Below are 15,120 nucleotides of genomic sequence, written 5' to 3'. Positions count from 1 at the left end.
TCTTTTAATCTTTAATTTTTCATTTTTATTTATTTCAAGTATTCGGTTACGTTCTTTTCTATACGTGCGGCGATGTTTTCAGTGTCTGCTTTCACAAATTTCTCACCGGTGATGTGCTCGAACAGTTCCATATAGCGCTCGCTGATAGAATTTACGATTTCCGGAGTCATTTCGGGAACTTGTTGTCCTTCTTTGCCTTGGAAACCATTTTCCATCAACCATTCGCGTACAAATTCTTTGGAAAGCTGTTTTTGAGGCTCGCCTTTTGCGAAACGTTCTTCATAACCTTCCGAGTAGAAGTAACGGCTTGAGTCCGGAGTGTGGATTTCGTCCATCAGATAGATTGTGCCGTTATGCTTACCGAATTCATATTTGGTATCTACTAGGATCAGTCCGCGTTCAGCAGCTATTTCAGTACCGCGTTTGAACAGAGCCAATGTATATTTTTCCAATATCTCGTATTCTTCGGGAGTAGCCAGACCTTGTTTCAGAATTTCTTCCTTGGAGATGTCTTCGTCATGCAGTCCCATTTCGGCTTTAGTGGTCGGAGTAACGATCGGTTCGGGGAATTTCTGGTTTTCCTTCATTCCTTCGGGGAGTTTCACACCACAGATTTCGCGAACACCGTTTTTGTAAGCACGCCATGCGCTGCCGCACAGGTAACCGCGGACGATCATTTCTACAGGAAAGCCTTGACACATGACTCCTACGGTAACCATAGGATCGGGAGTCGCCATTTTCCAGTTGGGGCAGATGTCGGTGGTTGCATCCAGAAACTTGGCTGCAATCTGGTTCAGCATTTGTCCTTTGTAGGGAATACCTTCAGGCAGAACTACATCGAATGCGGAGATACGGTCGGTAGCTACCATTACTAACTTTTCGTCATTGATGTTGTACACATCACGTACTTTGCCGTGGTACACACTTTTCTGTCCCGGAAAGTTAAAGTCTGTTCTTGTTAATGCTTTACTCATGTCTTTATTTGTAATTAAAATCAATAAATTCGTTTTATGTCTTCAATTTTTTTCGCTTCGCTCAGAATGGCATGTATGAAGTTTTTTTTGTTTTTCTTCAAACTTTTCGTATGCTTCCACGATGCGGGTAACCAATTTATGCCGTACAATGTCTTTTTTGTTCAGCTCGATAAAACTGATTCCTTTCACGCCTTTCAGGATTCTCAAAGCTTGTATCAGCCCCGAAGTTTGTGAAGACGGCAAGTCTATCTGTGTCATGTCACCTGTTACAATCATTTTGGTGTTCATCCCCATACGGGTGAGGAACATCTTGATTTGCTGGGTGGTGGTGTTTTGGGCCTCGTCCAATATCACTACCGCGTCATTCAAGGTTCGTCCGCGCATAAATGCCAATGGGGCTATCTGAATCACGTTCAGTTCCATATATTCTTTTAATTTGGCGGCGGGAATCATATCTTGTAACGCGTCATATAGCGGTTGCAGATAAGGATCAATCTTATCTTTCATATCACCGGGCAAAAAGCCGAGTTTCTCTCCTGCTTCTACTGCCGGGCGGCTCAAAATAATCTTTTTGATTTCTTTGTTTTTCAGAGAACGGACGGCGAGGGCGATAGCGGTATAAGTCTTTCCCGAACCAGCGGGGCCGATGGCGAACAGCATGTCGTTCTTTTCGTATTCTTGTACCAGCCTCAGCTGGTTTTCACTACGGGGTACAATCGGTTTTCCCGTTACACTGAACACAATGGTGTCTCCTGTCTTCTCTGTTTGGGGGGAGCGGCCTTTCACAATGTCCAGAATCACTTCTGCTTTCAGTGAATTATATTGGGTGCAATGCTTTTCCAATGCCAATATACTCTCTTCGAAAGCACACATTTCCTCTTCGTCTCCCAATACTTTGATGACATTCCCGCGTGCCACAATTTTTAATTTGGGATACAAAGCTTGTATCATTTTCATGTTGACGTTGTTTACGCCATAAAATATCACAGGATCAATATCCTCTAAAACTATATGTTTTTCTATCATTTAACTAGTTTAGGTACTTTACGTACTCGTTTATAGGCTGCAAATTTAATGAAAGGTTTTCATTGTTCTTATTTTCCGGGCAATTTATTTGCATAAGCTTTCTCGGAAAAAGGATTTTAATCTATCTTTGCGAGGAATTTGAAAAGATAGTTAGGTTATGAATTATATGAAAGGTGCATGTTGCACACTGTTGTCGCTTTTATTTTCCTTGACAGTTTCCTCCGGTTGCAAGGAAAAAGATATGTCTATGAAGATGAACGAACCCCATAATATAAAAGGTGTGATCAGTTACAAACGTAGTTTTGGTGATTTGAATGACACTCATCTCAGTGTGGCGAAGAAAATCGGTATCCGCCCGTTGGCTTCTCGTTCGGAGGCGGAACGGTTGGGCGGCAAATTGGTCCAGATAAAGCCTTGTGAGCGTTATGCCATGGACTCGCTGACGCACTCCATCCCGTTTCTGGTTCCGCAGGCTAGTGCGTTACTGGATACGATAGGGGTCAATTTTCTGGACTCATTGACTTGCAAGGGATTGAATCCTAACCAAATCATAGTAACCTCTGTGCTTCGTACGGCAGATGATGTGAAACGCCTCCGGCGCCGCAATGGAAATGCTTCCGCTAACTCCGCCCATGCTTTCGGGACAACTTTCGATGTCAGTTACCGCCGGTTTTTTAAAGTGGAGGACCCGGATGGACGCCCCATGCAGGATGTCAGTCCGGATACGCTGAAACTGGTCTTGGCCGAGGTGCTCCGTGATCTTCGGAAAGCGGACAGATGTTATATCAAATATGAACTGAAGCAGGGATGTTTTCATATCACCGCACGCTGATTTTCTGAATTTTCATCTAATAGGAGGCTTCACGATGCGATATTTCATCTATTTGGCTTATGATGGGACAAATTATCACGGTTGGCAGATCCAGCCTAATGGTGACAGTGTGCAGGAAACATTAATGCGTGCTCTTTCTACTTTTCTCCGTCGGGAGATAGAGGTGGTAGGGGCTGGACGTACGGATGCCGGTGTGCACGCACGTCTCATGGTCGCGCATTTTGATGATGACCGGGAGCTGGATGTCGCTCAGGTGGCGGATAAATTAAACCGTTTGCTTCCTTCCGATATAGCGGTTTACGATGTGAAGCGGGTGAGGGATGACGCGCATGCCCGTTTTGACGCCACGTATCGTGCTTATAAATATTATGTGACCACCCGGAAAGATCCGTTTGGCCGTCACTATGCCTGGAGGCTTTTTCATTCATTGGATTTTGAGAAGATGAATGAGGCTGCCCGTGTGCTGTTTGATTATACGGATTTTACCAGTTTCAGTAAACTGCATACGGATGTGAAGACGAATAATTGTCGGATTATGCAGGCTGAATGGACGCAGGTGAGCGGAACGGAATGGGTGTTTACTATAAAAGCCGACCGCTTTTTGCGGAATATGGTAAGGGCAGTGGTAGGTACGCTGGTGGAAGTGGGGCGTGGTAAAATGACTTTGGAGGGGTTCAGGAAGGTGATAGAGGATAAGGATCGTTGTTGTGCCGGGAGCTCTGTTCCGGGACATGCCTTGTTTTTAGTGGATGTGGGATATCCGGAAGAACTGTTTATTGTTTCTCCGTCAGATATTTCCAATACCTGACAGGCATATCCTGCCGGTGTTTTCTGGGATTCCGACGTTCTTTGATGCAGATGGACTTGAAGTATGTTTTCCAAAGTTCCTGAAACAGTTTTTCGTTATTGTCCATCAATGTTTCATTCAGCATTCCTGTGACCAGATGTGCCTGATGAGGATCTTCAAAAGTTACTTCTTCTATCTCTGTCAGGTTATAGTAATACCCATATTGCCGCTTTACATCATAAATGAGCCAACGCTGGTCGGCAAACCGGTCTTTGAAATGATCCACAGCCAGTGGCAGTGCATTGAATGAAGGCTCTACGGCTGCAAAGAACGTTCCGTCCGCCGCCTTTTGGAAGCGCACGAACTGCATGAGGCGTATGCGCTCTCCATCTACTCTTTTATAAATTTTCGCAAGTTCCAGCACATCAGGATCGGCAAAATTGGTTTCGATGGAATGAGGAGCGTTTATGGCCTTCCGGATGTAGCGGAAAAGCATTTCGTCCACCTTCGGCAGTTCTGACAGCCAGCAGCAGGTCAGGCTGGAAAGGGCATGTCTGGAAATTTTCTTCTGTAATCCGCGCCACACGCGTCCGGCTTTCTCTTCATCAGTGACTATGTGTATGGCTTCATCGTAAAACAAGGGTAGCGGCCCGCCTTCCGTCAAGAGCGAGTCAGGAAAGGTCTTGCGGAAGTAAGCGTCAAAAATACAAGTCAGCAGGCCTTCAAATGTATGGTCATAGATAAACAGGGTCATTCGTCGTCGGCAAAGTTTAGTATCAATTGGCGTTCGTCCACTTTCTTTTTGGGCTTGGGCACTAACAGTCTGCGTACTCCTGTCGGAGTCAGTTCATTGACAGTCCGGGTAGGGAGTTCGTTGCAGGTAATGAAGTATTGTGCTTTTTTCATCACTACACCTATCTTTTTCAGTTCGTAGAATCCCAGTTTAGAGAAACGGCGCGAAGCGATGATTTGTCTTGCCGATTTTACTCCGATGCCCGGTACTCTGAGGATCATTTCGTAATCTGCCCGGTTTATATCTATCGGAAATAGTTCGGGATGCCGTAGCGCCCAACCTAGTTTGGGGTCGATCTCCAGATCCAGGTCGGGGTAGGAGTCATCGACTATTTCCTCTACTTTGAATTGATAGAAACGTAGTAGCCAGTCGGCTTGGTACAAACGGTTCTCACGTACCAGCGGCGGTTGTTTCAGTGCCGGTAGCCGTTTGTCGTATGTGTTTACGGAAATGTATCCTGAATAGTAAACACGCCTCATGGTAGGGTGTTGATAGAGTGAGGAAGAAAGATAAAGGATATCTTTGTCTGATTCGGCGGTGGCACCGACAATCATCTGTGTGCTTTGTCCGGCAGGAACGAAGCGGGGGGCATGGCGGAACTTTTTCCGGTCTTCCTTGTTGGTCAGCACTCCCTGCTGGATATAGCGCATAGGCTGGTACACACTTTTGTGGTCTTTCTCGGGGGCCAGCAATTTCAGGTTCTCTTCTTTGGGAATCTCTATGTTTACGCTGAGGCGGTCGGCGTAGAGTCCGGCTTCATTGACCAGCTCGCGGCTGGCTCCGGGGATGCTTTTCAGGTGGATATATCCGTTGAATTTGTGTACTAACCGTAGGTCTTTGGCAACACGTACCAGTCTTTCCATGGTGTAATCCGGATTGCGCACGACACCGGAACTAAGGAAAAGCCCTTCGATGTAGTTGCGGCGGTAGAACTCGATGGTGAGATCCACCAGTTCGCTTACTGAAAGTGTGGCGCGGGGAATATCGTTGCTTCTTCTGTTGATGCAATAGGCGCAGTCATAGATGCAATAATTGGTCAGCATGATTTTCAGCAAGGATATGCAACGGCCGTCCTCGGCGAAGCTGTGGCATATTCCCCAGCCGCCTACCGTGTTTCCCAATGTGCCGGATTGGTTGCGGCGCACGGTTCCGCTACTGGAGCAGGAAACATCATACTTGGCAGATTCTGCGAGTATTTTCAGTTTGGCAAGGATATTCTCGTTCATGGGTTCTATCGGGATGTTTCTGCAAAAATACAGATAGTGTTTGGAATGGACAAATTCCCGTAAAAAAACGATTTGTTTTAATAGAATGAATTCGTTCTATTAACATAATGGAATCAGTTGAAGGTAAAGTCTCAATTTTTTATTCAAACTTTTTGGCTTGTCGGACTTTGGTGGGGAAGTATGATCCTGGCTTGATGCGACATGTTTTTCTATTTTTCTTCCCGGAGTTTTGCAAAACTCTGTTGTAGATGGGCCGGAGGGTGTTTTTGCGTAAAGCGTCCGGTGTGTACGGGATGTTCCGGATACGTATGTCATTCTTAGGGATGGTGATAAAGAAGAACATCACCGCTTCGTTGATTTTGAAAGAATTTATGTGTTTCATGGCAATTGTGAAGTCTTTGACAGATGATTGCCATGTATTTGTTTTTAAAAGGCGGACGTGTCAAAATGCTGTTAGAACTTTGACACGTCCGCTTTCTTTTTAAAGTCTGTTATATCTCAAACCGGATTAATGGCAATGTCCGCATCCGCAATTGCCTCCGTCATCACATCCGTCACCGCATCCACCTTCGCAGTCACCGCAACCACATCCGCATCCTTCTCCACTCATCATTTTTATCATTTCCTGAATTTCTTCATTAGTGGCCGTGCGGGATTCCACTACTTCACCTTCAAAAGTGAGGTCTTTACCTGCGTGAGGATGGTTCAAATCTACAGTTACAGTGTCATTGGTCACTTCGTTTACAGTAGCATAGAAGTGATGGCCTTCATTGTCCTGTAAAGGAATGACAGCTCCCGGGAAGATGCGTTCTTCATCAAAAACACCATCAATGGTGAACATTTCTTTAGATACGGTGCGCACACCTTCGGGCATATATTCTCCGTAGGCTTCTGCGGTAGGGATGACAAATTCAAACTTGTCACCCTTGTTCAAGGCTGTTATTTCTGTTTCAAAGCGTTCCAGTGTAGTTCCTAGGCCGGATATGAACTGGAAAGGATGATCTACAGTTGCTTCTTCTACCAATGTTTTCTTACCGTCTTGCATTACATAGAGTTTGTATGCCACGGTGATGTACTTATTTTCCATGTTTTCTTATATATAATAATGTAATATAAACTACTTGCGTAGGTTTTCTGCCGACAAAGATACGAATTAATTCTCCTTTCTCCTTTGTTATTACGTTTATATTACATAAAATTGTTATTATGACATTATAAATGGGGTTTTGATAGTGTTGATTTCTTGATTTATATCAATTAAATGATCATTTTGTCGTGTATTTAATTTTATTAACAAAAATGTGACAACATGTTGCAAAGTGTGTCGTTATATTTGCAGTGTAAAAAGAAAGAGATAACAAGATTGTTTTTAGCAGGTATTATTTAGTTCTTAGGTACTAAGTAAATTGTTTTTAGGTTTAACAAATTAAAATTTTAGGTATTATGAAACGTTTAGTATTGTTAGTTGTAGTGGCATTAGGAATGTCAGCTACAAGTTTTGCAGGAGAAAAAGTAGAAGGTAAAGATTGGAAGGTGGATGTTAACGTCACAAAGTTGAGCAAATATTTGGATTTGGATGCACGCCAGATGGAAGAAGTTGCTAACATTTCTGATTATTTTGCTGACAAAGTACAGAGCGCAAGCTACGCAAAAGAAGCTAAACAGGGTAAAAAGCTACGTGAAGCCGTATATGGAAACTTCAAACTGATGAAACGTACATTGACTAATGAACAGTACAAGAAGTATGTGCAGCTGTTGAATGTTACATTGAAAAACAAAGGTTTGGATTCCTATATGGAAGATGTGGCGGATAAGTAAATTCATTCAATGAAATAAATGAACTGAAAAGAGAATGCATGGAGTTGCATTCTCTTTTTTCGTATGTCTGTTGGAAGATTTAATGTAAGTTTGTGATAAAATGATTATTTAAAGCTTGATTTAGTTACGAATAATAATTTATATGAAAAAAAACCTTCATTTTATTTGTTTGTTACGAAAAACGCCTTACCTTTGCAGTCGTTAAAGAAATAAAGAAAACAGATATATGAATATTACTACTCTGAATAACCTGGCAGTCCTGCATATTATTCGCGTCGTGGTGGTCACACTGGGAGCGTGAGAAAGGTTGTGTATGTGTAGTTGTACATATAAAGAAATAATTGAAAGCCTTTCTCACATGTTGAGAAAGGCTTTTTCAATAAATAATAGGATGTTATAGATTTAGATAAGATGAAAAATCAATTACGCAGTTCGTTTAGCACACAAGGCCGCCGCATGGCAGGGGCAAGAGCTCTATGGGTGGCTAACGGTATGAAGAAAGAGATGATGGGCAAGCCCATCATAGCCATAGTAAACTCGTTTACACAGTTCGTTCCGGGACATACCCATCTGCACGAAATTGGTCAGCAGGTGAAAGCCGAGATTGAAAAATTGGGATGCTTTGCAGCGGAATTCAATACGATTGCCATTGATGACGGGATAGCTATGGGACACGATGGTATGCTGTATTCGCTGCCCAGCCGTGATATCATTGCCGACAGCGTGGAGTATATGGTGAACGCACATAAAGCAGATGCAATGGTGTGTATCAGTAATTGCGACAAGATCACTCCGGGTATGCTGATGGCTGCCATGCGACTGAATATACCGACTGTTTTTGTATCGGGCGGTCCGATGGAGGCGGGAGAGTGGAACAATCAGCATCTTGATTTGATAGATGCTATGATTAAATCCGCCGATGCGTCGGTCAGTGATGAGGAAGTGGCTCAGATTGAGAACAATGCGTGTCCGGGCTGTGGTTGCTGCTCAGGTATGTTTACGGCTAATTCTATGAATTGTCTTAATGAGGCCATCGGTCTGGGACTTCCGGGGAATGGTACTATTCTGGCAACTCATGCCAATCGTACTCAGTTGTTCAAGGATGCGGCCGCTCTGATAGTGGAGAATGCTTATAAATATTATGAGGAAGGAGATGATAGTGTGTTACCGCGCAGCATCGCGACCCGTGACGCTTTTCTGAATGCTATGACGCTGGATATTGCCATGGGTGGATCTACCAATACGGTGCTGCACCTTCTGGCTATCGCCCACGAGGCGGAAGTGGATTTTAAAATGGATGACATTGATATGCTTTCACGCCATGTGCCTTGCCTGTGCAAAGTGGCTCCGAACACACAGAAATACCATATCCAGGATGTGAACCGTGCCGGTGGTATCCTTAATATATTGGGGGAACTGTCCAAAGGCGGCTTGCTGAAAACTGATGTGAAGCGGGTGGATGGTCTGACATTGGCGGAAGCTATCGAGAAATATAATATATGTAAGGAGGAAGTGGATGCTGAGGCAAAGCGCATCTATTCGGGTGCTCCGGGAAACAAGTTCAATATAAAGTTAGGTTCTCAGAATGCTGCTTATAAAGAACTGGATACCGATCGTGCCAACGGTTGCATCCGCGACTTGCAGCATGCTTATAGCAAGGATGGAGGTCTGGCCGTTCTGAAAGGAAATATCGCACAGGACGGTTGTGTGGTGAAAACGGCAGGAGTGGACGAAAGTATTTGGAAATTCTCGGGACCTGCCAAGGTGTTCGATTCGCAGGATGCCGCTTGTGAAGGGATTCTGGGAGGAAAGGTCGTGAGTGGCGATGTCGTTGTCATCACCCATGAAGGTCCGAAAGGTGGCCCCGGTATGCAGGAAATGCTTTATCCAACTTCTTATATCAAATCCAAGCATTTAGGAAAAGAATGTGCTTTGATTACCGACGGACGTTTCAGCGGGGGCACTTCGGGACTGAGTATCGGACATATTTCCCCCGAAGCCGCAGCAGGTGGTAATATCGGAAAAATAGTGGATGGTGATATGATTGAGATTGATATTCCGAACCGTAGTATTAATGTGAAGCTGAGCGATGAGGTATTGGCGGCCCGGCCGATGACACCAGTGACCCGTGACCGCAAAGTTCCTAAAAGCTTGAAGGCATACGCCAGTATGGTAAGTTCGGCAGATAAAGGAGGAGTGAGAATCATTGACTAAATTAGAAACTAAAAATTGGGACTTAAAAAATAGCTGTGCTGTCACTGAGTGATTCTACAGCATCGTATTCTTTTGATTCTCAATATTCAACTAAACATTATGGCAAAAGAAAAGATAACAGGAGCAGAGGCGATGATGCGTTCTTTGGAGTATCAGGGAGTGAAGACTCTTTTCGGATATCCCGGAGGTTCTATCATGCCAACTTTTGATGCTTTATATCATCATAGGGATACATTGAACCATATATTGGTCCGTCATGAACAGGGAGCTGCCCATGCAGCACAGGGATTTGCCCGTGTATCCGGTGAGGTTGGTGTCTGTTTGGTGACTAGCGGTCCCGGTGCGACAAATACCATTACCGGCATTGCCGATGCCATGATTGACAGCACTCCTGTCGTGGTGATTGCCGGACAAGTGGGGGCCTCTTTCTTGGGCACGGATGCTTTTCAGGAGGTGGATCTGGTGGGCGTGACTCAGCCTATAACTAAATGGAGTTACCAGATCCGTCGTGCGGAAGATGTGGCTTGGGCTGTAGCACGTGCTTTCTATATAGCTAAAAGCGGACGCCCCGGCCCGGTCGTTCTGGATTTTGCCAAGAATGCGCAAGTGGAGATGGTGGATTATGAACCGATGAAGCTTGACTTTATCCGCAGTTATGATCCTGAACCTAACCCTGACAAGGAATCTCTTCAGGAGGCTGCCGAATTGATAAACAATGCCCGAAGACCATTGGTATTGGTGGGGCAGGGCGTAGAGTTGGGCAATGCGCAGGATGAGTTGCGTGCATTTATAGAAAAAGCCGATATGCCTTGTGGCTGCACTTTGCTGGGACTTTCGGCCATACCGACTTCACATCCTTTAAATAAAGGAATGTTGGGCATGCATGGAAATCTGGGCCCCAATGTCAAGACCAATGAATGTGATGTGCTGATTGCCGTAGGTATGCGTTTTGACGACCGTGTAACCGGAAAATTGGATACATACGCTAAACAAGCAAAGATCATCCATCTGGATATTGATCATTCTGAAATAGATAAGAATGTAAAAGTGGACGTACCTGTGTTAGGCAATTGTAAACATACGTTAGCTATGCTGACACAACTGATCCGGGAGAATAAACATACTGAATGGATTGATAGTTTTGCCGAATATGAAAAGACGGAATATGAACATGTTATCAGTAAAGAAATCCATCCGGCCGGCGGGGCGTTGAATATGGGTGAAGTGGTGCGTGCGGTAAGTGAGGCATCGAACAATGAGGCGGTACTGGTAACAGACGTGGGACAGAACCAAATGATGGCTGCCCGTTATTTTAAATACAGCAAGAACCGTAGCATTGTAACCTCGGGTGGATTGGGAACGATGGGATTCGGACTTCCCGCTGCCATAGGTGCCACTTTCGGTCGCCCGGATCGTACAGTATGCGTCTTCATGGGGGATGGCGGTTTGCAGATGAATATTCAGGAATTGGGAACTGTCATGGAGCAAAAGGCACCGGTAAAGATTATTTTATTGAACAATAACTATTTGGGCAATGTACGTCAATGGCAGGCTATGTTTTTCGGTCATCGTTATTCATTTACTCCGATGCTGAATCCGGATTACATGAAGATTGCCGAGGCATACGAGATTCCTGCCCGTCGTGTCATGAAGCGCGAGGAGTTGCAGGATGCTATTCATGAGATGCTGGCTGCCGACGGTCCGTTCCTGTTGGAAGCTTGTGTGATAGAAGAGGGAAATGTGTTGCCGATGACACCTCCGGGAGGATCGGTGAATCAGATGTTACTGGAATGCTAATTTAATCATTATGGACAAGACATTATATACATTAATCGTTCACTCAGAAAATATCGCCGGTTTGCTGAACCAGATTACGGCTGTGTTTACCCGTCGCCAGATCAATATCGAGAGTCTTAATGTTTCCGCTTCTTCTATCAAGGGGGTGCATAAATACACTATTACTGCCTGGACTACCCAGGATGTGATAGAGAAGGTGGTGAAGCAGATTGAAAAGAAAATAGATGTTTTGCAGGCGCATTATTTTACTGATAGTGAGATTTATCAGCATGAAATCGCTTTGTACAAAGTTTCTACTCCTGAATTTCAGGAAAATCCTATGGCGTCTAAGGTCATCCGTCGTTATAGCGCCCGCATTGTAGAGGTGAATCCGGTGTTTTCTATTGTTGAAAAGAATGGGATGAGTGAGGAAATTACTGCTCTTTATGAGGAACTGCGCGGATTGGGATGTGTGTTGCAGTTTGTCCGTTCGGGACGCGTGGCGATTACTACCAGTTGTTTCGAGCGTGTGAACGAATACTTGACCCAACGCGAGGAGAAGTATCGGCAACAAAAAACGGAATAAGGATGAGTGAGAACAAAGTAGGAACATACAAGTTTGTGGCAGAGCCTTTTCACTGTGATTTCAGCGGAAAACTGACCATGAGTGTGTTGGGCAACCATTTGCTGAATTGTGCCGGTTTCCATGCCGCCGACCGGGGGTTCGGAATAGCCACGCTCAATGAGAATCATTATACATGGGTACTTTCCCGCTTGGCTGTGGAACTGGAGGATATGCCTTGTCAATATGAGGATTTCAGTATTCAGACATGGGTGGAGAATGTTTATCGTCTTTTTACGGATCGTAATTTCGCCATTTTGGATAAGGAGGGAAAGGCCGTAGGATACGCCCGTTCTGTATGGGCGATGATCAGCATGGAAACTCGCAAACCTGCCGATCTGCTTACGCTTCACGGAGGTGGTATTACTGATTATGTATGCGACAAGGAATGTCCCATAAGCAAACCCGGCCGTATCAAGGTGGCGGAGAAGGCTCCGGTTTCCGAATACCGGGCCAGATATAGTGATATTGATATCAATGGTCATGTGAACAGCATTAAGTATATAGAACATATTTTGGATCTGTTTCCTATTGAGCTTTTTGAAAAGAGACGGATTAAACGGTTTGAGATGGCATACGTGGCCGAGAGCTATTATGGGGATACATTGAGTTTCTATCGCGAGGAAGTGAGAGAGAACGAATATGATATAGAGGTGAAGAAGAACGACGCAGATGTTGTCGTTCGCAGTAAAGTGATATTTATTTAGAATCTAATTTTTAATTTTTAATTTATAATTTAAAATGGCACAATTGAATTTTGGCGGTGTTACAGAAACTGTAGTTATCCGCGATGAGTTTCCTTTGGAAAAAGCACGTGAAGTATTGAAAGATGAAACAATCGCTGTAATTGGTTATGGTGTGCAGGGTCCGGGTCAGTCATTGAATCTCCGCGACAATGGATTCAACGTAATCGTTGGGCAGCGTCCGGGAAAAACATACGAAAAAGCAGTTGCTGACGGATGGGTTCCGGGTGAAACGCTGTTTGGCATTGAAGAAGCTTGTCAGAAAGCGACTATCATCATGTGTTTGTTGTCTGATGCGGCTGTCATGTCTGTATGGCCTACTATCAAACCGCTGCTGACTCCGGGCAAGGCACTTTATTTCTCTCATGGTTTTGCTATCACTTGGAGCGACCGTACAGGTGTGGTTCCTCCTGCTGATATTGATGTGATCATGGTAGCTCCTAAAGGTTCGGGTACTTCATTGCGCACCATGTTCCTGGAAGGCCGTGGCTTGAACTCTTCATACGCTATCTATCAGGATGTAACCGGTAAGGCATACGAACGCACTATCGCATTGGGTATTGGTATCGGCTCAGGTTATCTGTTCGAAACGACTTTCCAGCGTGAAGCTACTTCTGACCTTACAGGTGAGCGTGGCTCATTGATGGGAGCTATCCAGGGATTGTTGTCGGCTCAGTACGAAGTTTTGCGTGAAAACGGACATACTCCTTCTGAGGCATTTAACGAAACAGTGGAAGAACTGACTCAGTCATTGATGCCTTTGTTCGCAAAGAACGGTATGGACTGGATGTATGCCAACTGTTCTACTACTGCCCAGCGCGGTGCATTGGACTGGATGACTCCTTTCCACGATGCTATCAAACCTGTGGTTGAAAAGTTGTATCACAGTGTGAAAACCGGTAATGAGGCTCAGATCTCTATTGATTCGAACTCTAAACCTGATTATCGTGAAAAATTGGAAGAAGAATTGAAGGCATTGCGTGAAAGCGAAATGTGGCAGACTGCCGTTACTGTACGTAAACTTCGTCCTGAAAATAATTAATAGTTAGTATTTAATATATATTGAGAAGTGGGGGTGTGTTGAGGCATCTCCGCTTCTTTTTATTTATATATATTAATGTTAGTGTTGTTGTTTATATCCGGCGTAGTCATTAATTTTGTAGAAACTTGACTTAGCCATGATAAATAGACTGTTACTTTTACTGGTATGGTGCATGTTTCCATTTTTATCTTTTTATGCACAAAAGAATCATGATAATTTTCCACCGCGTTATCCTACTCTGAAAGGTATTACGGACTATGCAGTGTGGCAGCTCGTATATCCGGATTCCTTATTAAGAGCTGATATTGCAGGCGAAGCTGTTTGCACACTTCGCATTGACAGTTTGGGCTCAGTCAGTGGCAAACGTATAGAAGCCACACATCCCTTGTTTGCTAAGGCGGCCGGAGATGTTATTGATGGCATGAGAGAGTGGGAGCCGGCGAAGAAAGCGGGTAAGAGCATGGATAGCACCATTGTTTTCCGCATTCCTTTTGATCCTGATATTTACAGTGACCGTGTTTGGAGACAACAGCAGGTTCTGGAGCCATGCAGAGGGCAGACGGTTGATTCGGAACCTGCATTTCCTGATGACATCCGCAGTCTGGTAATGGGGAATATGAGCTGGCCGGATGATAACGTGGACAAAGCTGTCGCTATTTGCCGTTTCACGGTAGATGAACAAGGACGTATCGGAAATGCCCGTGTTATAAAAGGAACTCATCCGGTTTTTGATAAAGAGGCTTTACGTATTCTTTCCAACTTTCCCAGATTGATCCCTGCCCGGAAAAAAGGGAACAATGTGCCGTTTGATTATTTCTTGACTATGCGTTTCTGGAGAGAAGATCTGGAGCACTATTTATTGTATCGGGAGTGCGCGCAAGAGGATTTGAAAAAGATTTCTTGGGAGCCTTATAGATATTCTTCTTATCCGGGAGGGACTACGGCTTTGACGCAATTTATCAATTCTCACTTGAAGATTACTCCCGAAATGAAAGCTACAGGAAAACAAGGGCGTGTAATTTATAGCTTTGATGTGGATATAGATGGTTCGATGAAGAATTTCAAACTGGTGAGAGGGCTGGATCCATTAATGGATGCCGAAGCATTGCGGGTACTTCAGCTGGTGGATGAAAAATGGAGCACGGGGTATTATTTCAATTCAAAGAAATGGTATCGGGAATTTTATGTCAATCAATTCACTATTCCAATTATTTTTAGCTGGTAGGGGATAGGGGGATATATGCGTATTCTCAGGTAACCCCCTATT

At 44.4% G+C, this 15,120-nt stretch carries 14 protein-coding genes; 9 read left to right on the top strand and 5 right to left on the bottom strand.

Annotation, left to right across the window (positions count from 1 at the left end; all coding sequences use genetic code 11):
• Positions 1–29: 29 nt before the first annotated feature.
• Both ACYQ0C_RS14820 and ACYQ0C_RS14815 read right to left on the bottom strand, forming a co-directional pair.
• Positions 30–974 (bottom strand): phosphoribosylaminoimidazolesuccinocarboxamide synthase, encoded by a 945-nt coding sequence (locus ACYQ0C_RS14820; protein WP_016275818.1) that lies wholly within the window; start codon positions 972–974, stop codon positions 30–32.
• Positions 975–1,016: 42 nt separating this feature from the next.
• A complete protein-coding gene (locus ACYQ0C_RS14815; RefSeq protein ID WP_016275819.1) occupies positions 1,017–2,000 on the bottom strand; it encodes a PhoH family protein in 984 nt (327 codons plus the stop codon).
• A 157-nt stretch (positions 2,001–2,157) separates the two neighbouring features.
• On the opposite strand from ACYQ0C_RS14815, the gene ACYQ0C_RS14810 reads away from it, so the two are divergent.
• Positions 2,158–2,832, top strand: a complete 675-nt coding sequence (locus tag ACYQ0C_RS14810) for a DUF5715 family protein (protein WP_016275820.1) — start codon at positions 2,158–2,160, stop codon at positions 2,830–2,832.
• 34 nt (positions 2,833–2,866) lie between these two features.
• On the top strand, positions 2,867–3,640 hold the full coding sequence (truA, locus tag ACYQ0C_RS14805) for a tRNA pseudouridine(38-40) synthase TruA (RefSeq protein ID WP_016275821.1): 774 nt from the start codon (positions 2,867–2,869) through the stop codon (positions 3,638–3,640).
• On the opposite strand, the gene ACYQ0C_RS14800 is transcribed toward truA, so the two are convergent.
• The 3 genes from ACYQ0C_RS14800 to ACYQ0C_RS14790 all read right to left on the bottom strand — a co-directional run bounded on the left by ACYQ0C_RS14800 (position 3,606) and on the right by ACYQ0C_RS14790 (position 6,725).
• On the bottom strand, positions 3,606–4,373 hold the full coding sequence (locus tag ACYQ0C_RS14800) for a TIGR03915 family putative DNA repair protein (RefSeq protein WP_016275822.1): 768 nt from the start codon (positions 4,371–4,373) through the stop codon (positions 3,606–3,608). The genes truA and ACYQ0C_RS14800 overlap by 35 nt on opposite strands.
• Complete coding sequence (locus tag ACYQ0C_RS14795) at positions 4,370–5,638, bottom strand: putative DNA modification/repair radical SAM protein (protein ID WP_016275823.1); 1,269 nt, start codon at positions 5,636–5,638, stop codon at positions 4,370–4,372. The genes ACYQ0C_RS14800 and ACYQ0C_RS14795 overlap by 4 nt, the downstream gene beginning before the upstream one ends.
• Before the next feature lie 508 nt (positions 5,639–6,146).
• Positions 6,147–6,725, bottom strand: coding sequence for an FKBP-type peptidyl-prolyl cis-trans isomerase (locus tag ACYQ0C_RS14790; RefSeq protein ID WP_016275825.1), 579 nt, complete (start codon positions 6,723–6,725; stop codon positions 6,147–6,149).
• Between the two features lie 356 nt (positions 6,726–7,081).
• Here ACYQ0C_RS14790 and ACYQ0C_RS14785 point away from each other — a divergent pair, with 356 nt between their 5' ends.
• The 7 genes from ACYQ0C_RS14785 to ACYQ0C_RS14755 all read left to right on the top strand — a co-directional run bounded on the left by ACYQ0C_RS14785 (position 7,082) and on the right by ACYQ0C_RS14755 (position 15,078).
• Positions 7,082–7,456, top strand: a complete 375-nt coding sequence (locus tag ACYQ0C_RS14785; RefSeq protein ID WP_016275826.1) for a hypothetical protein — start codon at positions 7,082–7,084, stop codon at positions 7,454–7,456.
• Positions 7,457–7,867: 411 nt separating this feature from the next.
• Positions 7,868–9,670, top strand: coding sequence for a dihydroxy-acid dehydratase (gene ilvD / locus ACYQ0C_RS14780; RefSeq protein WP_016275827.1), 1,803 nt, complete (start codon positions 7,868–7,870; stop codon positions 9,668–9,670).
• A gap of 99 nt (positions 9,671–9,769) precedes the next feature.
• Positions 9,770–11,467 carry a biosynthetic-type acetolactate synthase large subunit gene (gene ilvB, locus ACYQ0C_RS14775; RefSeq protein WP_016275828.1) on the top strand — a complete coding sequence of 566 codons (1,698 nt, stop codon included), beginning with the start codon at positions 9,770–9,772 and terminating at the stop codon, positions 11,465–11,467.
• A gap of 10 nt (positions 11,468–11,477) precedes the next feature.
• Positions 11,478–12,032: an acetolactate synthase small subunit gene (gene ilvN, locus ACYQ0C_RS14770; RefSeq protein WP_007837721.1), complete on the top strand. Its 555-nt coding sequence runs from the start codon at positions 11,478–11,480 to the stop codon at positions 12,030–12,032.
• A gap of 2 nt (positions 12,033–12,034) precedes the next feature.
• Positions 12,035–12,775 (top strand): acyl-[acyl-carrier-protein] thioesterase, encoded by a 741-nt coding sequence (locus ACYQ0C_RS14765; protein WP_016275829.1) that lies wholly within the window; start codon positions 12,035–12,037, stop codon positions 12,773–12,775.
• A 34-nt stretch (positions 12,776–12,809) separates the two neighbouring features.
• Positions 12,810–13,853, top strand: a complete 1,044-nt coding sequence (gene ilvC / locus ACYQ0C_RS14760; protein ID WP_016275830.1) for a ketol-acid reductoisomerase — start codon at positions 12,810–12,812, stop codon at positions 13,851–13,853.
• Between the two features lie 136 nt (positions 13,854–13,989).
• Positions 13,990–15,078, top strand: coding sequence for an energy transducer TonB (locus ACYQ0C_RS14755; RefSeq protein ID WP_016275831.1), 1,089 nt, complete (start codon positions 13,990–13,992; stop codon positions 15,076–15,078).
• Positions 15,079–15,120: the final 42 nt, after the last annotated feature.

The sequence above is a fragment of the Phocaeicola sartorii JCM 17136 = DSM 21941 genome (assembly GCF_054653615.1).
This window is presented reverse-complemented; position numbering and strand designations above follow the sequence as displayed.